The following is a 20,570-nucleotide window of genomic DNA, read 5'->3' on the forward strand; positions in this document are numbered from 1 at the left end:
GGGCCTGAAATGAGGAGGAACACCGTGACCGCACTATCGCCGCAGTACCGCGCCGAGACCCTGCGCAAGCTCGCTGGTGAAGAGGTCGACGTGCTGGTCGTCGGCGGGGGAGTGACCGGCGCCGGCGTCGCGCTCGACGCCGCGTCGCGGGGGCTCTCGACCGCGCTGGTCGAGGCCCGCGACTTCGCCGCCGGCACGTCCAGCCGGTCGTCGAAGCTGATCCACGGCGGCCTGCGCTACCTGGAGCAGCTGGACTTCAAGCTGGTGCGCGAAGCCCTGAAGGAGCGCGGGCTGCTGCTGCAGAAGCTGGCCCCGCACCTGGTGCGGCCGGTGAAGTTCCTGGTGCCGTTGCAGCACCGGGTGTGGGAGCGGGGGTACATCGGCGCCGGTGTCACGCTCTACGACACCCTCGGCGGGGCGCGGGCGCTGCCGAGGCACCGGCACCTGTCCAAGCGCGGCGCGTTCAAGGCCGCGCCCGGCCTGGCCGACGACGCATTGATCGGCGCGATCCAGTACTACGACGCCCAGGTCGACGACGCCCGCCACACGATGACGATCGCGCGGACGGCGGCCGAGCAGGGTGCCTCGGTGCTCACCCGGGCCCGCGTGACGTCGCTGCTGCGCGAAGGGGAGCGGGTCGTCGGCGCCCGGGTCCTGGACCGCGAGAGCGGCATCGAGTTCGAGGTGCGGGCCCGCACGGTCGTGGCGGCCACCGGTGTGTGGAGCGACGACATGGCGGAGCAGGCGGGGATCCCCGCGCCGTTCACCGTCCGCGCGTCGAAGGGCATCCACCTGGTGGTGCCGCGGGAGAAGATCGACCTCGACACCGGGCTGATCCTGCGCACCGAGAAGAGCGTGCTGTTCGTGATCCCGTGGGGCCGGCACTGGATCGTGGGCACCACCGACACCGAGTGGGACCTCGACCGCGAGCACCCGGCGGCGAGCCGCGCGGACGTCGACTACGTGCTGGAGCACCTCAACAAGGTGCTCCGGACCCCGGTGACGCACGACGACATCGAGGGCGTCTACGCGGGACTCCGGCCGCTGCTGGCGGCGAAGGCGGCCGCGACGACGAAGCTGTCGCGGGAGCACGCGGTGGCGCACCCGGTGCCGGGCCTGGTGATCGTCGCGGGCGGCAAGTACACGACGTACCGGGTGATGGCCGCGGACACGGTCGACGTCGTGGTCGAGGAGCTCGGCCGCCCGGCGCCGCCGTCGTGGACCGACCGGCTCCCGATCGCCGGCGCCGAGGGCTACCACGAACTGTGGGCGGACCGGTTCGCGCTCGCGTCCCGGACCGGGCTGCCGCTGCCGCGCGTCGAGCACCTGCTGCAGCGGTACGGGACGCGGATCTGGAACCTCGTCTCGCTGATCGAACAGGACCCTTCGCTGGCCTCGCCGATCACGGAGACGTCGGAGTACCTGCGGGTCGAAGCGGTGTACGCGGTTTCGCACGAAGGCGCGCTGCACCTGGAGGACGTGCTGACGCGGCGGACGCGCATCTCGATCGAGGAGCGCGACCGCGGCGTGGCAGCCGCGCCGGTGGTGGCTTCGCTGATGGCGCCGCTGCTGGGCTGGGACCCGCACCGGACCGAGCGGGAGGTGGCGAACTACCTGGCGCGGGTGGACGCGGAGCGCTCGGCCCAGGAGGCACCGGACGACGAGGCCGCGAACGCGACGCGGCTGGCGGCCCCGGCGCTGCTGCCGAGCTAGGCGGGGCGGCAGCCCAGCTGCGTGAGCACGTGACGGGCGTTGGCGGAGATTACCGGGTTGGTGTGCCGGTAGTACGGCAGCTGGATCACGGCCATCGCCAGCGCCCAGCCGCGGCCGCGCGCCCAGGTCGCGTCGTCCACGTCGAGGGCGTCGCGGAAGGCCGGGCGGGTGGCCGCGGTCAGCAGGTTCCACGCGGGGATCAGGTCGCACGCCGGGTCGCCGAGGCCCGCGGTCGCCCAGTCGAGCACGCCGGTCAGGCGGCCGTCGTGCAGCAGGAGGTTGCTCGGCATCAGGTCCGAGTGGACCCAGCACGGCGGTCCGGTCCACTGTGGAGCGGCCAGCGCCGACGCCCACAGCGCCGACGCGGCCGCAGCGTCGAACGGCTCGTCGGTGCGGCTCAGTTCGTCGATCGCCCCGCGGGCGGCCCGGTCGACGGTCGCCACCGGCTTGCCGCGGTAGGCGGGCGGGCCGTCCGCGGTGTTCGCGCGAAGCGCGGTGACGAACTCCGCCAGTTCGCGGGCCGGCGCGTCCCGGCCTTCGAGCGCGGGTTCGCCGTCGAGCCAGCCGTGCACCGCCCACGGCCACGGATACCCCTCGGCTGGTTCGCCCACCGCCGCGACGACCGGGATCGCCATCGGCAACCCGCTGAGCGCGTTCAGGATCCGGCGCTCCTGCACGACGTCTTCGGCACTGCGGGGCAGCCGGACCGTCAGGTCGTCGCCCAGGCGGAACACGTCGTTGACCGTGCCGCCGGAAGCAAGGGGCGTGACCGGCCGGTCCGCCCACGCCGGGAACTGGCCGCGCAGCAGCCGCCGGACGAGCGCGGTGTCGGTGACGGGCATGTGATCACCGAACCACGCACGTCAACGCGGTTTTCGTGAGCCCGGGCACCCCCGGATTGCACGACGATGCATAGCCGTGCATAATCATTCGCATGTCCAAGGTGCTCACTTCCCTGCCCGTCGGCGAGCGTGTCGGCATCGCCTTCTCCGGTGGCCTCGACACTTCCGTAGCGGTCGCGTGGATGCGCGACAAGGGCGCGGTGCCCTGCACCTACACCGCCGACATCGGCCAGTACGACGAGCCCGACATCGCGTCGGTGCCCGGCCGGGCCAACCAGTACGGCGCGGAGATCGCGCGGCTGGTCGACTGCCGGGAAGCCCTCGTCGAAGAGGGGCTCGCCGCGCTGACCTGCGGCGCCTTCCACATCCGCACCGGCGGCCGCAGCTACTTCAACACCACTCCGCTCGGCCGCGCGGTCACCGGCACCCTGCTGGTGCGCGCCATGCTCGAGGACGACGTCCAGATCTGGGGCGACGGCTCCACCTACAAGGGCAACGACATCGAGCGGTTCTACCGCTACGGCCTGCTGGCCAACCCCTCCCTGCGGATCTACAAGCCGTGGCTCGACGCGGACTTCGTCACCGAGCTCGGCGGCCGCAAGGAGATGTCGGAGTGGCTGCTGGCCCACGACCTGCCCTACCGCGACAGCACCGAGAAGGCCTACTCCACCGACGCGAACATCTGGGGCGCCACGCACGAGGCGAAGTCCCTGGAGCACCTCGACACCGGCATCGAGATCGTCAAGCCGATCATGGGCGTGGCGTTCTGGGACCCCGAGGTCGAAATCCCGGCCGAGGACGTCACGATCGGCTTCGAGCAGGGCCGGCCGGTGACCATCAACGGCAAGGAGTTCGGCACCTCGGTCGACCTCGTCCTGGAGGCCAACGCCATCGGCGGCCGGCACGGCCTCGGCATGTCCGACCAGATCGAGAACCGGATCATCGAAGCCAAGAGCCGCGGCATCTACGAGGCCCCGGGCATGGCGCTGCTGCACGCCGCCTACGAGCGGCTGGTCAACGCGATCCACAACGAGGACACCCTCGCCAGCTACCACAACGAGGGCCGCCGCCTCGGTCGCCTGATGTACGAAGGCCGCTGGCTGGACCCCCAGGCGATGATGCTGCGCGAGTCGCTGCAGCGCTGGGTCGGCACCGCGATCACCGGCGAGGTGACGCTGCGGCTGCGTCGCGGCGAGGACTACTCGATCCTCGACACGACCGGCCCGGCGTTCAGCTACCACCCCGACAAGCTGTCGATGGAGCGCACCGAGGACTCGGCGTTCGGCCCGGTGGACCGGATCGGCCAGCTCACCATGCGCAACCTCGACATCGCCGACTCGCGCGCGAAGCTGGAGCAGTACGCGAGTCTCGGCATGGTCGGCGGCTCGAACCCGAAGCTGATCGGCGCGGCGCAGGCGGCGTCGACCGGCCTGATCGGCGCGATGCCGGAGGGCGGCGCCGAGGTGATCGCCTCGCGCGGCCGCGCCGACGACGTCGAGCTGCTCGACAGCGCCGCGATGGAGTCCGGCACCGACTGACACACTTTCCGAAGGCCGCACTTTCACGTGAAAGTGCGGCCTTCGGTGTGTTCAGGGGACGAGCACGACCTTGCCGGTGACCGTCCCGGACTCGGCCAGCGCCAACGCCTTCGCGGCTTCGGTCAACGGGATCCGCGCGGCCACCTGAGGCTGGAGCTTTCCCTGTGCCGCCAAGGCGAACACCTTGCCGAGGTCCTCGGTGAGCCGTGCGCGGAAGCGGGTGAGGTTCCGCTTGCCGCCCCAGACGTTGTAGAAGTGCGTCCGGCGCCGGTTCGGCAGCGCGTTCCACCACAGCAGCCGGAGGATGAGCTTCAGCACCGGCAGCCGCGAGTTGCCCGGGTCGTTCTTGGTGGCCGCGCTGCCGTAGGCGACCAGCGTGCCGCCGGGGGCGAGCAGCCGGAATGAGTCGACGATGCCGGGCCCGCCGACGTGGTCGAAGACGGCATCGACACCACCGGGCGCCAGCTCGCGCACCTGGGCCGGGACGTCGCCGCGGTAGTCCAGCGCGGTGGCGCCGAGCGCGGTCACGACGTCCTGGTTGCGGGCCGAGGCGGTGCCGAGCACGCGGATCCCGGCCGCCCGGGCGAGCTGGACGAGCGTGGTGCCGACGCCGCCGCTCGCGCCGTGGACCAGAATCGTGCCGCCGGTTCGCACCTTCGCGATCCGGTGCAGCATCTGGTAGGCCGTGATGCCGTTGACGACGAACGTCTCGGCCTCGGCCGCGTCCAGTCCGTCGGGGACCGGCACGAGGTCGGCGGCGGGCACGACGACGTGGCTGCGCCAGCCGCCGATCTTGGTCATGGCCGCGACGCGGCGGCCGATCAGGGCGGCGTCTTCGGCTTCGAGGACCGTGCCGACGACGTCGTACCCGGGCACGAACGGGAACGGCGGCTGGTCGTAGTACTTCCCGCGCCGCATCTGCTGCTCGGCGAAGGAGACGCCGCTCGCCTCGACGCGGACCAGGGCTTCGCCGGCGCCCGGCCGCGGGATGTCGCGGTGCTCGACGCGCAGGCCGTCCGGTTCGACGAGGCCGGGGAGGACGATTTCGGTGACGGTCATGGTGGTTCCTTCCGAGTGTGAGTGATTGGTCAATCACTCGACGGGCCTGCTAAGGGGACTTGCCGGGGTGGGTCAGTTCTTGCCGGGGTGGCGGATGCCGGCCGAGAGCACGGCGGCCCATTCGCCGGTGTGGTCGTCGAGGTCGAGGGTGGCGATGAGGTGGCAGAGCTGGCCGTAGGCGATGAAGCGCTGCACCTGGTCGTCGGGGGCGCCGGACCGCTGCCGGGCCAGCTCGGTGACCTTCGCCAGGCCGCGGCGCACGGCGTCGGCGATCTCGGGCGTGTCGGCGGCCGACTGGGCGTGCACCTGCAGCATGAGCAGGTTCCGGTCGGCGATCAGTTCGGCGTACGCGCCGCCCATTTCGTAGAGGATCTTCTCGGGGTCTTGGCCGTCGGCGCGGGCGGCGCCGTTCGAGAGCGCGTGGGCGACGAGCTCGTAGCAGCGGTCGAGCGCGGCGACGAAGAGGGAGACCTTGCTGGGGAACAACTTGAAGACGTAGGCGGGGGAGATGTCGGCCTTGGTCGCGACCGAGCTGATCGGCGTGCTGTGGTAGCCGCCGCGGGCGAACTCGGCGATGGCCGCGTCGACCACGACGTCCCGCCGCGCGTCGGAGGTGGAGAGAGTGGCACCGCGCTTCGTCATGTGAGTGACTGTACACTCACTCGCGTCGGCGAGGCAAGCCCCCGGTCTCCCGGGGGCTGCTCGTGAGGCTCAGACGCCCGCGGTCTGGGAGATCCAGTCGCGGTACTTCGTGATGTTGATGTAGGCCGTGTACGACTGGCGGTCGCTCGTCGACGCCACGCCGACCTGCTTGCCGTTCGCGTACATCGGGCCGCCCGAGTCGCCGCCCGCGGTGATGCCGTCGCCGCGGTTCGCGCAGACCGACACGCCCGCGGCGCCGTCCGGGCAGTCGACCGAGGTGACGCTGACCTTGGCCACCTTGAGCAGCTGGGACTGGCACTCGATCTCGGGCTTGTCGGTGCAGGTCGCACCCCAGCCGTAGACCTCGGCCTGGTCGCCGACCTTGACGTCACCCTCGCTGCCCAACGGCGCGTAGTCGGTCTGGACCTGCTGGTCGATCTGCACCAGCGAGATGTCGGCGTCCGGCGCCTCGTGCACCGAGGTCGCGTTGACCGTGGTGCCCTTGGTCTGGTCGAGGTCGCCGACGTGGAAGCTGATCGGCTGGCCGTCGGCACCCTGCGTGCAGTGCCGGGCGGTGAGGATCCAGTCCGGCGCGATGATCGTCGCCGAGCAGATCTCCTGGCCGCCGGCGAACATCCGGGCGGCGGAGTGGAGCGAGTCGGCGTTGCTGCCGTCGATGATCGCCGGCTGGGCGGCCATCGACGGCGCCGCCGCCGCGAGCGCCGAGAACAACACACCGGAGACGACGATGCCGGTTCGCGCGATACGCACTTTAGGATCAACCTCCTGCCGCGGACCGGGGCCGCGCGGTGACGAGTGGTGAAGGACGCACCCACCGTCACCGCTGTGGGTGAATCTCCGAAACCCGCCGATAGTCGGTTGATCCAGAACGCGACTTTCGTCGTGAGCTGTCCGGCCCAGTCGCGGGGCCACCCGAGTGACAGTGCCGGCCCGCGCGTCTCGAAAGTGGGCGATTCCCCGACGAACCGCGTCTCACCGCCGATACAGTCCGCCTGCTTGGTTCTCACCGCCTGGGGGCGGCCGCCGGAACGGAGTGCACGATGGGGTCTGAAGTGCGGTTTCACCTGCTGGGGCCGCTGACCGTGACGGTCGAGGGCCGGCCGGTGGCGCTCGGCGGGGCGAAGCAGCGGGTGCTGCTGGCCCACCTGCTGCTCAACGCGAACCGGACCGTCACCCCCGGCCAGCTCGTCGAGACGATCTGGCCGCGCGAACCACCGACGTCGGCCACCGCCAACCTGCAGACCTACGTGTGGCGCCTGCGCCGGCTGCTGCCGGACACGCTCCTGCGCACCCACGGCCCGGGGTACTCCCTGGCCGTCGACCCCGCCGCCGTCGACGCGCACCGGTTCACCCGGCTCGTCGCCGACGCCGGGCGAGCGGACTCGCCCGAGACCGCGCTGACGTTGCTCGCCGAAGCGGAGGCGCTCTGGCGCGGGGATCCCCTGGCGGACCTGCCGACCGCGCCCGCGTGGGACGCCGAGCTCGGCCGGCTCGTCGAGAACCGCTTGGCCGCCGTCGAAGAACGGCTTTCGCTGCAGGTCCGGCTGGGCCGGCACGACCCCGCGATCGCCGAGCTCGCCGTGCTGCTGGCCGAACACCCGTACCGCGAACGGCTTTGGCAGCAGTACCTGCTCGCGCTGACCGGCGCCGGCCGCCGCGCGGAGGCCCTGCAGGCGTACTCGACCGCGCGGGAACGGCTGGTCACCGAACTCGGTGTCGAGCCAGGCCCTGAGCTGCGTTCGTTGCAGGCCGCGATCCTCGCCGGCGAGCCGATCCCGGAGCCCGCGCCGGCCGCGGTGCCCTCGCCGCTGCGGCAGCTCCCGGCGGACCTGCCCGACTTCACCGGCCGCGCGGACTACGTGCGTGAGCTGGAAACCGCGCTCGGCCCGGCGCCGGTCGTGCTGACCGGCGCGCCGGGCACCGGCAAGACGGCGCTGGCGATGCACGTGGCCCACCGGCTGGCCGATCGTTATCCCGACGGCCAGCTCTACGTCGACCTGGCCGGCACCGGGACACCGCGTGACCCGGCTGAGGTGCTCGCCGACTTCCTGCACGCCCTGGGCGTCACCGGGAACACCGTCCCGGCCGGGCTGAGCCAGCGGGCGGCGTTGTTCCGCTCGCGGCTGGCCGGACGCCGGATGCTGCTCGTGCTCGACGACACCGCGACCGCGGCACAGGTCCGGCCGCTGCTCCCGGCCGACGCGGGGTGCGCGGTGCTGGTGACGACCCGCGGGCGGCTGCCCGAGCTGGAAGGCGCGAAGCACGTCGAGCTGACGGTGTTCGGCGAGCGGGAAGCGTCCGAGCTGCTCGCGGGGGTCGCGGGCGCGGACCGCGTCGTCGGCGAGCCCGCGGCGGCCGCGGCGATCGTGCGCTGCTGCGGGTACCTGCCGCTGGCGATCCGGATCGCCGGCGCGCGGCTGGCCGGGCGGCAGGCGTGGAGCCTGCGCACCCTGCACGACCGGCTCGCCGACGAGTCGAGCCGGCTGTCCGAGCTGCGCGTCGGGGACCTGGGCGTCCGGCCGAGCTTCGAGCTGAGCCTGCGGCAGCTGCCGGCGTCGGCGCGGACGGCGTTCTGCCGGTCGGCGGTGCTCGGCGCGCAGGACTTCCCGAGCTGGGTCCTCGACGCGCTGCTCGACCGCGACGGCACGCACGAGGTGCTCGACGTGCTCGTCGACGCGAACCTGGTTTCGCTGGTGGGCCTGGATTCCGGCGGTCACCCGCGGTACCGGCTGCACGACCTGCTGCGGTGCTACGCGGCGGAACTGCTGTCTTCGGAGCCAGCTTCTTCGCGCCGGGAAACGCTTTCCCGGGTGCTGACGGTGCTGCTCGCACTGGCGAAGGCGGCCGCGTCGGACCTGCCGCCGGCGTTCGGCGCAATGACCGGCCCGGCGCTGGGCGTGGCCTCGGCACCGCGGCTCGGGGCCGAGCCGCTGGACTGGTTCACGGCGGAACGCAAGCTCCTGGCCGCCGCGGTCCAGCTCGCCGCGGACGCGGGGCTCGACGAGCTCGCCTGGCAGCTGACGGCGGCGACGGTCCCGTTCTACGACCTGCGCGGCGCCTACGACGACTGGCGGCGCAGCCACCTGACGGCGCTGGCCGCGGTGGAAGCGGCGGGCAACCGCGCGGGGGCGGCGGTCCTGCTGCGCGGTCTCGGCCAGGTCCGGCTCTACCACGACGAATACGCGGCGGCGGTGCACGACTTCGAACGCTCGGCGGAGCTGTTCGCCGCCCTCGGCGACGTCCGCGGCGAGGCGCTCGCGGTGGCGGGGCTGGGCACGGTGGCCCGCGTGCGGGACCGGCCTCGCGACGCGCTCGAGTGCTACCGCCGCGCGTTGGCGGGTCTGGAGCGCGCGGAGGACCGCAGCGGCGTCGCCCAGATGCGCAACTCGATCGGCACGACGTACGCGTTGCTGGGGGAGTTCGCTTCGGCGGAAGAATGGCTGGGCCGGGCGCGGGCGCTGGCGCGGGAGATCGAGGACCCGCACCGCGAGGCGAAGGTGCTGACGGAGCTCGGCACGCTGTACCGGGACACCGGCCGGCTGCCGGAGTCGTTGACGTGCCTGCGGTTGGCGTTGAGCATCCTCGAGGACCTGGACGACGAGCGGTGCAGCGCGTACGCGTTGCTGGGGATCGGGCAGACCCTGCTGGCGGCCGGGGAACCGGTGCAGGCCCGCGGGGTGTGCGACCGCGCGTTGCGGGTGTTCCGCGAGACCGGCAACCGCCAGGGCGAGACGACCGGGCTGGAGCTGCTGGAGCAGGCCCAGCGGCGACGAGCGCCGTCGGCGGCCGCGCGAAGCTGAGCCCGGCCGCGGGGCGGGAAGATCGGCGGCTGAGCCGGCTGCTCGGTCGACCGGGTCTCGGCCGCCGTGCCCCGGCACGCGAGATCCGGCCCCAATCACGCGAGTTCCGCCCGCAATCACGCGACTTCCGGTTCCAATCACGGGAAACCCGACGCGCGCGTGGTCGGCGCCGGTAGCCGCGTGGCCGGGTTCGCGACTCGCGTGGTGGAAGCCGGGATCGGCGTGATTGGGGCCGGAACTCGCGTGCTGGACGCCGGAACTCGCGTGCTGGACGCCGGGATTCGCGTGCTTGCGGCCGGAACTCGCGTGATCGAAGCCGAGATTCGCGTGATTGGGGCCGGAACTCGCGTGATTGGGGCCGGAACTCGCGTGCTGGAAAGCGGATCTCGCGTGATTGCCGGGGTAACTCGCGTGATTGAGCGGGCATCACCTGTGATTGGCGGGGCATCACGTGTGATTGAGCGGGCATCACGGCCGCCGGGGTGGGAGCCCGGCGGCCGTGGCGGGATCAGTTGCTGTTGCCCGGCTTCCAGCCGAGGTAGTTGCTGAAGTAGCCCTGGCGCGCGTGGCCGATCGCGCCGTTGACGCTCGTCGCCCAGACGCCGCCGCTGCCGTCCGCGATGCCGACGTGGCCGTAGGCCGAGATGTTCCAGAACACGAACGCGCCGCGGGGCGGGGTGCCCGTGGTGTGGCGGGCGCCGTCCGAGGAGCGCCAGTGCTCGATCGCGCTCGCGTGGTGGGTCGTGCGGTTCCACGACAGGCGCGCCGCCTTCTCGCAGTAGCCCTGGTAGGCCGTGCTGCCGTTGCGGCTCGAGTACCAGGCGATCGCCTGGTTGGCCGTCCGCGCGGCGGCGAGGTCCGCGGCCGAGTCGGTGATGACCGCGCTCGGGTCGGCGATGTCGGCGGCGGTGACCTGCGCGTAGACCTCCTGCGGCGGCGCGGCGACGGTGGCGGCCGAAGCGACGGTCGCGCCGCCGAACAGCAGAGCGGCCGAGAGCGCGGCCGCCTGGTAGATGGTGCGCATGGGTGTCTCCCTCAGTGGTCCGGGACCCGGTGTCCCGGCATGGGCACGACCCTGCGCGCGGCCCCTACACGGCCACTACACCGCCGCTCTCGCGGGTGCTGACGAGCATGAGCGCCGGCGACCGAAAAATTGTCACGCCGGTCCGGGGGAGTGACAAATACGCGCGCGGAAACCTGCGGCACGCGTGACAAATTCCGGGCTCCGGCGAAAACGCACATTGGCCGGTTGGAGAGTTTCCACCTAACATCCGAATCGCCGTTCGACGACGAAAGGACCGACGATGACGGAAACCCTGGTTCGGAAAAAGCGATTCCGTGGAATCGCGACGGCGGTCGCGCTGGCCGGCGCGCTGGCGGTCGTTTCCGCGGCGCCCGCCGCGGCGGCCGAGAAAACGCTCACCTACAAGGGCGGCTTCCCGCTCATCGGCGACCAGCAGGTCACCGTCGTGGTGAACGCCGACATCCCGGCGACCGCCACCGCCGGCACGCCGGTTTCGGTGCCGTTCAGCCTGGACGTCGACGCCGGCCAGGCCGCCGGTGACGGCCTGCGCCTGGTCGGCGCCACGAAGGTGTCGGGCACGATCACGTCCAAGGTGAACGTCGCGATCGCCGGGCAGACGGTGGCCATCCCGATCGACCTGCCGATCCCCGAGACGCCGGTGCCCGCCGAAGGCTCGCTGAAGTTCACCGCCCAGGGCCAGGTGGACTTCACCGTCCCGGCCGGCACCCCGGCCGGGGAGGCGACCAGCAGCGTCGACGCCGCGGCGACGACCCACGTCGTCACCGACAGCAGCCTCGGCGAGTTCGACGTCGCGCTGGCCCTGGACCCGCCGGACCAGGACGCGACCCTCGGCACGACGACCGTCGGCTGATGCGCGCCGGCCCGCCGGAATCCGTCCGGCGGGCCGGAGCCGATGCCGGAATCCGGCACCCGGGAAATGCCGGGATCCGCCGGAAGTCGTTCTCTCCCAACGTGATCCTCCCTTAGTAGGTACCGGGGAAACGGTGGTGCGCGGAGTATTCCCTGCCACCACATCGCATCGTCACCGGCTGGAGGACCACTTCGTGAAAACCCATTCAGGAGTCCTTCGTGGACTCGCGGCGGTTTCGGCCGCCGCGGCCGCGGTCGTCGCGTTGCAGGCGCCCGCCGTCGCGGCCGCCGCGCGCACGGATCTCGGCATCACCATGCAGGCCCAGCAGAAAGACCAGTGGTGCTGGGACGCCAGTGGCAACACGATCGCGAGCTTCTGGGGCTATTCCCTTTCCCAGACGCGGTTCTGCCAGGTCGCGCACAACGAGTCCGGCAGCGACTGCGCGAACAACCAAGGTTATCTGTCGGATCAGCAGCGGGTGTTCCGCTGGCTCGGCTTTTCCAGCGTCGGCTCGTACAACTCGAACGGGCAGGTGCTGTCGTTCACGACCATCAAGAGCCAGATCGACGCCGGGCAGCCGATCGGCACCCGGATCGGCTGGCGCTCCGGTGGCGGGCACATGCACGTGCTCTACGGCTACGACAACTCCGGCGGCGCCACCCGCGTCGAATACGGCGACCCGTGGCCGGACAACAGCCGCTACAACTCGATGAACTACGACACCTACCGCTCGAACAACCAGTTCCAGTGGACCCACACGCTGTACGGGATCGAGGGATGAGCATGCTGAGGAAGGCGATGGGCGTGGCCGCGCTGGCCGGCGCCGCGATGCTCAGCACGGCGGGCGGCGCGAGCGCCGGGACCGGCCCCACGGGCGCCCCGACGGCGGCCGACACGGCGGCGATCGGCCAGGTCACCGGCGCCAAGGCCACCCTGGACCGGCTGGCGACGACGAAGTTCCCGGGCGCGCACCAGGCGGCGACGGCGAACACGGCGACGGCGGACCCCCGAACCCAGGTCGCGGTGTACGAGCCGACGGCGGCGTTCGTCACGGGCGCCTCGGACGTCCCGGCGGCGCTGGCGTACGTGGCCGTTCCGGCGCGCACCGGCGACGGCACGACGGCGACGGTCTGGGCCGAGCGCCAGGGCCCGGCGTGGACGGTCGTGAACGTGGCCTCCGGCGACTACGAGCAGAAGTACGCGGCCGCCGCGGCGGGCGGGTACCTGCTGCACGAGCCGCAGGTCAACGCGTGGTACGCGGTGCGCGGCGACTCGGTGACGGTGCTGGCCGGCTCGGTCACGGGGCTGGCCGCGGGCACCCGGCTGAGTCTCGCCGAGTACCGGGCGGCACTGCACGAGCGGTACGCGGACAAGCTCCCCGGCTCGGCCTACGACCGCGACGGCGCGGGTGGCGGGTACGGCGGCCGCGAGCGCGCGGTCCCGGCCGCGGAGCCGGGTGACGTGTCGGTGCTGCCGTTCGTGCTGGGCGGCGTGCTGGTGGTCGTGCTGGCCGGGGGAGCGGTGGCCCTGCCGCGCCTGCGCCGGCGCTAGAACGGCGAGCTGCGCTGTAGTGAATGACTCATTCACCTCGTCCGACGACGGGAATGGGTCATTCACTACGTTCACGCCCCTTGGCAGGTGATCATGATCAGGGCACAATGCGCCATGCCCAGTCCGTCCGCCGCGCAGCCCGAGCCGGCGCGGCTGAGTGGCTCCGACCTCGCGCTCGTCGAGGCGCTGCAGCGCGACCCGCGAGCCCCGTGGACGCGGATCGCCGCCGCGGTCGGGACCGACGCCACCACCGCCGCCCGGCGGTGGGACCGGCTGCAGGCCGGCGGGCTCGCCTGGCTCACCGCCTACGCCACCGCGCCCACCACCACCGTCGGCTACGTCGACCTCGCCTGCCGGCCCGACGCGCTCACCGGGCTCACCCGGGAGCTGTGCGGGTGGCCGTCGGTCTTCAGCGTCGAGCGCACCACCAGCCGGTTCTCGCTCTTCCTGAGCCTCGCCGCCCGGGATCTCGACGCGCTCGACTCGCTCGTCACCGGGCAGCTCGGCGAACTGCCCGGTGTGCGCGAAGTCCGCTTCGCCGTCGCGACCCGCGTCTACCGCGAGGGCAGCGGCTGGCTGGTCAACGCGCTGGCCCCCGAACAGCGGGCCGTGCTGGACGAGACCGCGGTGCAGGCGCGGCTCGTCGTCCCGCAGCAGTGGAACGACCGGGACCTGCGCGCGCTCGTCGAGTCCCTCGGCGAGGACGGCCGCCGCAGCTACGCCGAGCTCGCCCGCGACTGCCGGATGAGCGAGTCCGCCGTGCGCCGGACGCTCGCCCGCATGCTGCGCAACCACGAGCTCGACTTCCGCTGCGACCTCGCGCACGTCCCGGCCGGCTGGCCGGTGATCGCCGGCTACCGCCTCGACGTCGCCCCGCACGAGCTCGACCACGCCGGCGCCGCGATCGCCCAGCTGCCCGAAACGCGGCTTTCGGCGGCCGTCGTCGGGGAGGGCAACCTGGTCGTGTCCGCCTGGCTGCGGGAGCCGTCCGGCTGCACGGCCTACGAGACGCGGCTGGCGGCCGTCGCACCCGGCGCCCGCGTCCTCGACCGCGCGATCACGCTGCGGATGCCGAAGCGGATGGGCCGGCTGCTCAGCCCGCACGGCCTCGGCGGCGCCCACCAGGCGATCATCCCGGCCCGCTGAGGCGCGGGTAGGGTCGGACCCGGGGATCCGGCACGGGAAAGGACAGTGCGGGTGGGCGAGTCGAACTGGGCCGGGAACCACGCCTACGCGGCCACCGAGGTGCGCACGCCGCGAAGCGTCGACGAAGTGCGTGAAGCCGTCGCCGCCGCCACGCACGTCAAGGCCCTCGGCAGCCGCCACTGCTTCAACGACATCGCGGACACCCCCGGTGGCGTCCTGCTGGACCTGCGCGAGCTCGACGTCCCGGTGGAGCTCGGCGACGGCACCGTGACGGTCGGCGGGTCCGCCCGCTACGGCGACTTCGCCGGGCAGCTGCACGCCGCCGGGTTCGCCTTGCCGAACCTCGCCTCGCTGCCGCACATCACGGTCGCCGGGAGCGTGGCCACCGGCACCCACGGCTCGGGCCGCCGCCTGCCGGGGCTGGCGTCGGCGGTCTCGGCGGTGGAGCTGGTCACCGCCAACGGCGAGCTGCGGACCTTCACCCGCCGGCACGCCGAGTTCCCCGGGCTGGTCGTCGGCCTCGGCGCGCTCGGTGTCGTCACCCGGCTGACGCTCGACGTCGTGCCCGCCTTCGACGTCCGCCAAGACGTCTTCGACGACCTGCCGTGGGCCGACGCGTACGAGCACTTCGACGAAATCGAGGACGCCGGCCACAGCGTCAGCCTGTTCACGAACTGGGTGCACGACGCGGTCGACCAGGTGTGGATCAAGAGCCGGGTGGACGCTTTCACCGAGCGTCCCGGGCTCTACGGCGCGGTCCCGGCCGACGGCCCGCGGCACCCGGCGCACGCGGCCGGCGTTCCCGCCGGGAACACCACGCCGCAGCAGGGGATCCCCGGCCCGTGGCACGAGCGGCTGCCGCACTTCGCGCTCGCGTTCACCCCGAGCGTCGGGGACGAGCTGCAGTCGGAGTACTTCGTGCCGTACGAGCACGCGGCGGCCGCCTTCGAAGCGGTCCGTGGGCTCGGCGACCGCCTGGCGCCGGTGCTGCTGGTGTCCGAAATCCGCGCGATCGCGGGCGACGAGCTGTGGCTGAGCCCCGGCCACGGCGGCGACCGGGTCGCGCTGCACTTCACCTGGCAGCCGCGGCAGCCGGAGGTCGAGGCGGTGCTGCCGCTGCTCGAGGAGCGCCTGGCCCCGTTCGGCGCCCGGCCGCACTGGGGCAAGCTCTTCCACGGCGTGCCCGGGAACTACCCGCGGCTGGCGGATTTCCGCGCCCTGGCCGAGAACCTCGACCCGGGTGGCAAGTTCCGGAACCCGTTCCTGCGGCGGAACATCTTCGGCCGCTAGCCCGCGGGTGGTGCCGTCGTGGCGCGCACGATCAGGTGTGTGTCGAGGACCTGGGCCGCGGGCTCGTCCGCCTCGCCGTCGAGGAGATCCAGCAGGATCGTGACCGCCGCGCGGCCCGCCGCCTCTGTCGGCATCGCGATCGTCGTCAGCGGGGGCGCCGAGATCGCGGCGAAGACCAGGTCGTCGAAGCCGACCAGGCTGATCTCGTCGGGCACCGGGACCCCGCGCGCGTTCAACCGGGCCAGTGCGCCGAACGCGACGAGGTCGTTGTAGGCGACGATCGCCGTGACGTCCGCGGCCAGCGCCAGGTCCGCGCCCTGGAGCCCGCCCTCGAACACCGGCGGGAACGGGCCGAACTCCACCACCTCCGTGCCGTGCCGCCGCGCCGCTTCCGCCAGACCGCGCCGGCGGGCTCGGTCCGACCACGACGTCCGGGGCCCGCCGAGGTAGGCGCAGCGGCGGTGGCCGAGCGCGGCCAGGTGCTGGATCGCCTGCCGCATCCCGTCTTCGGCGTCGAGCACGATCGACGGGATCCCGGGCACCTCGCGGTTGAACAGCACCAGGTTCGTCCGCGCGGCCAGCGCGCGCAGCCGCTCTTCGCCGGCTCGCGGGCTGCACAGCACCACGCCGTCGACCTGCCGGGCCATCCGCCGGACGAGGTCCTGCTCGGTCGCCGGGTCCTCGTCGCTGTTGGCGAACAGCACGGCGAGGTCGTCCTGGCGGGCCCGGGCCTGGACACCGTCGAGCACCCCGGTGAAGAACGGGTTGCCCAGGTCCGGGACCACGATGCCGAGGTAGCCGGTGCGCGCCGCGGCCGCCGGCTGCGGGAGCCCGGCGTGGTAGCCGAGCTCGTCCGCCGCGGCCAGCACCCGGGTGCGGGTCTGCTGCCGGACGAGGTCCGGGGACGTGAACGCCCGCGACACCGTCGAGATCGACACGTTGGCCCGGCGGGCGACGTCGTGGATGGTCACGCTCACGGCAGCTCCTCCGCACCGGCGTTCGCCACATCATGGAAACGCCTGAGAGCGTTGTCAACAAGCGGACTGCGTTGGGGGAGCGGGGATCGCGGCCCCGCAGGGCCATTCGGCTGGGGTTCACGATGAAAACCCTGAAAATCGTTGACCGGGTTTTCGGGCGATCGTAGAACGGAATCTCCACCGTGGTTCCCGCCTTCCGGGACCCGGGCCCCCACCCACGAGAAGGTGCCTGATGACCAGGACATCGCGGTTTTCCGCGCGCACTTTCGCCCACGCCGCCGCCGTGTCGGCGGCCGTCACCGCGGCGCTCGCGGTCGTGCCGGCCGGGGTCGCGCACGCGGCCTACGAAAGCTCACCCGCCGGCTTCGGCGCCGGGACGACCGGCGGCGCCGGCGGGGAAACCGTCACCGTGACGACGGCTTCGGCGTTCACCAGCGCGGTGACGGGCACGACGGCCCGGACCGTGCGGGTGAGCGGCAAGATCACCCTGCCGGACAAGACGCTGGTGAAGATCGGGTCGAACAAGACGGTGCTCGGCGTCGGGTCCGGCTCCGGGTTCACCGGCGGCGGGCTCGCCGTCGACAAGGCGTCGAACGTCATCATCCGCAACCTGGCCATCGCGAAGGCGGTCGGCACCGACGCGATCCAGATCCAGCGCGGCTCGACCAGGGTCTGGGTCGACCACAACGACCTGTCCTCGGACCTCGGCCACGGCAAGGACTACTACGACGGGCTGCTCGACATCAGCCACGCCGCCGACGGCATCACGGTGTCCTGGAACAAGTTCCACGACCACTACAAGGTGTCCCTGGTCGGGCACAGTGACAACAACGCCGCCGAGGACACGGGCAAGCTGCACGTCACCTACAGTCACAACTGGTTCGAGAACGTCAACTCGCGGCTGCCCAGCCTCCGGTTCGGCACCGGGCACGCATACGACAACTATTTCCACGCCGTCACCGATTCCGCCGTGCATTCGCGGATGAACGCGCAGTTCCTCGCCCAGAACAACGTTTTCGAATCCACGAAGGTCTGCCTCGAAACGACCGGCGACAGCGACGTCGACGGCTACCTGAACGAGTCGGGGAACTCCTTCGGTGGTTGCACGAACAAGATCACCCGGACCGGGAGCATGAGCACCGCGCCATATTCCTTCACGCTGGAGCCGACTTCGACGGTCAAGGCCACCGTGACCGCGGGCGCCGGCGTCGGCCGGATCTGATCCCGCGCGGTTCGGGTAAGCGCTATCTCGAACCGCCGACCATCGTTCGGAGTACGCGTTCTTCGACGAATTCGACCCGACGTGGGCGAATATTGACACCCCCGTCGAGAACGCCCTACGGTGACCACCGGAAGTTTCTGCTCGACTCCTCACCCATTCGTCGGTTCCGCGCGGCCCGGGCCGCGCCGATCGGAGACCCATGCCGGGGAGCAGGCGCCGCACCGTCGCGGACCCGCCGAAGCTGGCCGTGGTCGGCACGTCCGGCTACGCGTTCAGCTACCTGCACCGCGCGCGCATCCTGCACGACGAAGGCGTGGTCCGGTTCGCGGGCATGGCCGACGTCCACCCGCCCTCGGCCGCGGCGGCCGCCCTCCTGCCCGAGGGCGCCGCGGCGCACGTGGGCGTGGACGACCTGCTCCACCGGTGCCGTCCCGACATCACCGTGGTCGCGACGCCGCCGCACGCACACGTCCGGGTCGGCGGCGCGGTCCTGCGGGCGGGCAGCGACCTGCTGCTGGAAACCCCGCCGGTGCTGGACCTGAGCGGGTTCACCACCCTCAGCCGGCTGGCCGCCGAAAGCGGGTCGGCGTGTCAGACCGGGTTCCAGAGCTTCGGTTCCCGGGCGCTGCCGGTGCTCCGCGCGGCGATCGCGACCGGGAAGCTCGGCGAGGTGGCGGGGGTCGGCGCGGCCGGGGCGTGGATCCGCACCGACGCCTACTACCGCCGCAACCCGTGGGCGGGACGGCGCTGGCTCGACGGCGAGGCCGTCGTCGACGGCGCGCTGACCAACCCGTTCTCCCACGCGGTGGCCACCGCCCTGCTCGTCGGCGGGGTCGCCGCCCGGGACCCGGCCGAGATCGCGCTCGAGCTCTACGGCGCGCGTGACATCGAAGCCGACGACACCGCGTGCCTGCGGATCCGGTTCGACGACGGCCCGGAGATCGTGGTCGCCGCGTCGCTGTGCGCCGAGCAGGACCACGAGCCCTACGTCGTGGTGCACGGCCGGCAGGGCCGGGCGAAGTTCTGGTACAAGAGCCACCGCCTCGAGCTGAACGACGAGCGGGTCGTCCTCGGTGAGCCGGCCGACCTCCTGCGCAACCTCGTCGCCCACCGCCGGGACCCGGTGGGCACGCCGCTGCTCGCGCCGCTGGCCGGCACCCGGGCGTTCGCGTCGGTCGTCGAAGCGGTGCGGGACGCGCCGTCCCCGGCGCGGATCCCGGCCGGCTGGGTCCGCACCGCCGGGGAGGGGGCGGGCCGGCACCCGGTCGTGCGCGGCATCGGGGAAGAGGTCGCCGTCGCCGCGGACCGGCTCGCGCTGTTCTCCGAACTCGGTGTCCCGTGGGCGAGCCGCCCGAAGGTCGCCGACCGCACCGGCTAGCGCGGCCGGTGCTCTCTCGCGCTGACAGCCCGGCTTTCCGACCGGTGACTGTAAGCGCTTTCTCATCCTGCCTGAAAACGCCTGAAACCGTTGCTGCACAAGGGGTATTACCACTTTTTGCCCGTTGACAGCGCCGCGACGCGCTGCCTACCGTGAGCCCGCTGGCAGCGTTTTCAGAAAAACTGCCGACCGGCTGAGAACGGAGAGCCCGATGCGTCGGACAAGACAACCGCGAACGCTCGTCGCGCTGGCCGCGGTGGTCCCGCTGCTGCTGACCGGGGTCGCCGCGTGCGGCTCGGACTCCGGCGGCGACGGCGGGGACGTCACGATCACCTTCGTCTGGTGGGGCAGCGACGGCCGAGCGAACCTGACCAAGAAGGCCGTCGAGCTGTTCCAGCAGAAGAACCCGAAGATCAAGGTACAGACGTCCTTCTCGGCGTACGCGGCCTACTGGGAGAAGCTGGCGACGCAGTCCGCCGGAGGCAAGCCGCCGGACGTGCTCAACGTCGACACCCGCTACCTGGCCGAGTACGGCGGCCGCGGTGTGCTGGCGAACCTGAACGAGGGCGCGGGAAAGGCGATCTCGCTGGCCGACGTCAACCCGGAGCTGGCGGCGACCAGCGTGTACCAGGGCAAGCGGTACGCGGTGCCGTGGGCGCAGAACACCCCGGCGATGCTGTACGACCCGGCCGCGTTCACCGCGGCGGGCGCGGACCCGGCCAAGGGCCTGACCTGGGACCAGTTCGCCGAGGCGACCGCGAAGATCGGGACCACCGGAACGGCCGGTGGCACGACCGACTTCGGCATCCTCGACACGACGCTGGAGATCTGGCTGCGCCAGCAGGGCAAGCAGTTCTACAGCCCCGAGGGCAAGCTCGGCTTCACCGCCGACGACCTGCGCCGGTACTGGCAGCTCGCGGGCCGGTTCCGCGACACGAAGGGCGCGTCCCCGGCCGACGTCACGGCGTCCTACAACACCTCGCCCGAGCAGTCACCGCTCGGCAAGAAGCTGACCGCCTCCGAGTTCGCCTACGACAACCTCCTGCCCGCCTACCAGAAGGCGAACGGCAAGCCGCTGAACGTCGCGCCGTACCCGACCGGTGCGGACGGGAACAACGGGCAGTACCGGCGGCCGTCGATGTTCCTCTCGGTCTCCGCGCGCAGCTCCCAGCAGGAGGCGGCGGCGAAGCTCGTCGACTTCCTGGTCAACGACCCCGAAGTGGGCAAGATCGTCGGCACCGACCGCGGGCTCGCCCCGAACCTCAAGGTCCGCGCCCAGCTCGCGACGGCGGCCAAGGGCGCCGACAAGACGCTCTACGACTACGAAGCCGCGCTCGAGCCGAAGCTCGGTGCCGCGCCGCCCGTCCCGCCCAAGGGCGCGGGCTCGATCCAGAAGCTCCTCCAGCGCACCTACGAGGAGGTCGCGTTCGGCCGGATGAGCGTCGACGACGCGGTGAACCGGTTCCTGTCCGAAGCCGAGAAGGCGCTGGGTTAGC

The 20,570-nt window shown here is 72.2% G+C and carries 17 protein-coding genes; 11 read left to right on the plus strand and 6 right to left on the minus strand.

Annotated features, from left to right (window positions below; translation table 11 throughout):
- Window positions 1-9 precede the first annotated feature (9 nt).
- The gene (locus tag M8542_RS14060; RefSeq protein WP_257920564.1) at window positions 10-1,713 is read left to right on the plus strand and encodes a glycerol-3-phosphate dehydrogenase/oxidase; all 1,704 of its coding nucleotides are present in this window, start codon (window positions 10-12) and stop codon (window positions 1,711-1,713) included.
- Here M8542_RS14060 and M8542_RS14065 read toward each other — a convergent pair.
- Complete coding sequence (locus M8542_RS14065; RefSeq protein ID WP_257920565.1) at window positions 1,710-2,555, minus strand: aminoglycoside phosphotransferase family protein; 846 nt, start codon at window positions 2,553-2,555, stop codon at window positions 1,710-1,712. The two genes, M8542_RS14060 and M8542_RS14065, sit on opposite strands and share 4 nt — an antisense overlap.
- Window positions 2,556-2,647: 92 nt before the next feature.
- Between M8542_RS14065 and argG the strand changes: the two genes are divergently transcribed.
- Window positions 2,648-4,093, plus strand: a complete 1,446-nt coding sequence (gene argG / locus M8542_RS14070) for an argininosuccinate synthase (protein ID WP_257920566.1) — start codon at window positions 2,648-2,650, stop codon at window positions 4,091-4,093.
- A gap of 51 nt (window positions 4,094-4,144) precedes the next feature.
- Here the strand turns inward: argG and M8542_RS14075 are convergent, their stop codons facing one another.
- The 3 genes from M8542_RS14075 to M8542_RS14085 all read right to left on the minus strand — a co-directional run bounded on the left by M8542_RS14075 (window position 4,145) and on the right by M8542_RS14085 (window position 6,565).
- Window positions 4,145-5,152 (minus strand): medium chain dehydrogenase/reductase family protein, encoded by a 1,008-nt coding sequence (locus tag M8542_RS14075; protein ID WP_257920567.1) that lies wholly within the window; start codon window positions 5,150-5,152, stop codon window positions 4,145-4,147.
- 72 nt (window positions 5,153-5,224) lie between these two features.
- Complete coding sequence (locus M8542_RS14080) at window positions 5,225-5,794, minus strand: TetR/AcrR family transcriptional regulator (RefSeq protein WP_257920568.1); 570 nt, start codon at window positions 5,792-5,794, stop codon at window positions 5,225-5,227.
- A gap of 69 nt (window positions 5,795-5,863) precedes the next feature.
- Window positions 5,864-6,565: a S1 family peptidase gene (locus M8542_RS14085; protein WP_257920569.1), complete on the minus strand. Its 702-nt coding sequence runs from the start codon at window positions 6,563-6,565 to the stop codon at window positions 5,864-5,866.
- Between the two features lie 290 nt (window positions 6,566-6,855).
- Here M8542_RS14085 and M8542_RS14090 point away from each other — a divergent pair, with 290 nt between their 5' ends.
- A complete protein-coding gene (locus M8542_RS14090) occupies window positions 6,856-9,615 on the plus strand; it encodes an AfsR/SARP family transcriptional regulator (RefSeq protein WP_257920570.1) in 2,760 nt (919 codons plus the stop codon).
- 508 nt (window positions 9,616-10,123) lie between these two features.
- Here the strand turns inward: M8542_RS14090 and M8542_RS14095 are convergent.
- Window positions 10,124-10,639, minus strand: a complete 516-nt coding sequence (locus M8542_RS14095) for a hypothetical protein (protein WP_257920571.1) — start codon at window positions 10,637-10,639, stop codon at window positions 10,124-10,126.
- Window positions 10,640-10,919: 280 nt separating this feature from the next.
- On the opposite strand from M8542_RS14095, the gene M8542_RS14100 reads away from it, so the two are divergent.
- The 5 genes from M8542_RS14100 to M8542_RS14120 all read left to right on the plus strand — a co-directional run bounded on the left by M8542_RS14100 (window position 10,920) and on the right by M8542_RS14120 (window position 15,497).
- Complete coding sequence (locus M8542_RS14100) at window positions 10,920-11,510, plus strand: DUF6801 domain-containing protein (protein ID WP_257920572.1); 591 nt, start codon at window positions 10,920-10,922, stop codon at window positions 11,508-11,510.
- Window positions 11,511-11,703: 193 nt separating this feature from the next.
- On the plus strand, window positions 11,704-12,291 hold the full coding sequence (locus M8542_RS14105) for a papain-like cysteine protease family protein (RefSeq protein WP_257920573.1): 588 nt from the start codon (window positions 11,704-11,706) through the stop codon (window positions 12,289-12,291).
- Entirely contained in the window at window positions 12,288-13,061 is a 774-nt protein-coding gene (locus M8542_RS14110) for a hypothetical protein (protein ID WP_257920574.1), read from the plus strand. Before M8542_RS14105 ends, M8542_RS14110 begins: the two co-directional genes overlap by 4 nt.
- 114 nt (window positions 13,062-13,175) lie before the next feature.
- Window positions 13,176-14,207 carry an Lrp/AsnC family transcriptional regulator gene (locus M8542_RS14115; RefSeq protein WP_257920575.1) on the plus strand — a complete coding sequence of 344 codons (1,032 nt, stop codon included), beginning with the start codon at window positions 13,176-13,178 and terminating at the stop codon, window positions 14,205-14,207.
- 51 nt (window positions 14,208-14,258) lie between these two features.
- The gene (locus M8542_RS14120) at window positions 14,259-15,497 is read left to right on the plus strand and encodes an FAD-binding protein (protein WP_257920576.1); all 1,239 of its coding nucleotides are present in this window, start codon (window positions 14,259-14,261) and stop codon (window positions 15,495-15,497) included.
- Here the strand turns inward: M8542_RS14120 and M8542_RS14125 are convergent.
- Window positions 15,494-16,474 carry a LacI family DNA-binding transcriptional regulator gene (locus M8542_RS14125; RefSeq protein WP_257920577.1) on the minus strand — a complete coding sequence of 327 codons (981 nt, stop codon included), beginning with the start codon at window positions 16,472-16,474 and terminating at the stop codon, window positions 15,494-15,496. The genes M8542_RS14120 and M8542_RS14125 overlap by 4 nt on opposite strands.
- 232 nt (window positions 16,475-16,706) lie before the next feature.
- Between M8542_RS14125 and M8542_RS14130 the strand changes: the two genes are divergently transcribed.
- The 3 genes from M8542_RS14130 to M8542_RS14140 all read left to right on the plus strand — a co-directional run bounded on the left by M8542_RS14130 (window position 16,707) and on the right by M8542_RS14140 (window position 20,569).
- Complete coding sequence (locus M8542_RS14130) at window positions 16,707-17,696, plus strand: pectate lyase family protein (protein ID WP_257920578.1); 990 nt, start codon at window positions 16,707-16,709, stop codon at window positions 17,694-17,696.
- A 199-nt stretch (window positions 17,697-17,895) separates the two neighbouring features.
- A complete protein-coding gene (locus tag M8542_RS14135) occupies window positions 17,896-19,074 on the plus strand; it encodes a Gfo/Idh/MocA family protein (RefSeq protein ID WP_257920579.1) in 1,179 nt (392 codons plus the stop codon).
- Window positions 19,075-19,285: 211 nt separating this feature from the next.
- Complete coding sequence (locus tag M8542_RS14140) at window positions 19,286-20,569, plus strand: ABC transporter substrate-binding protein (RefSeq protein WP_257920580.1); 1,284 nt, start codon at window positions 19,286-19,288, stop codon at window positions 20,567-20,569.
- Window position 20,570 lies beyond the last annotated feature (1 nt).

It is taken from the genome of Amycolatopsis iheyensis, assembly GCF_024703995.1.
Taxonomy (GTDB): domain Bacteria; phylum Actinomycetota; class Actinomycetes; order Mycobacteriales; family Pseudonocardiaceae; genus Amycolatopsis; species Amycolatopsis iheyensis.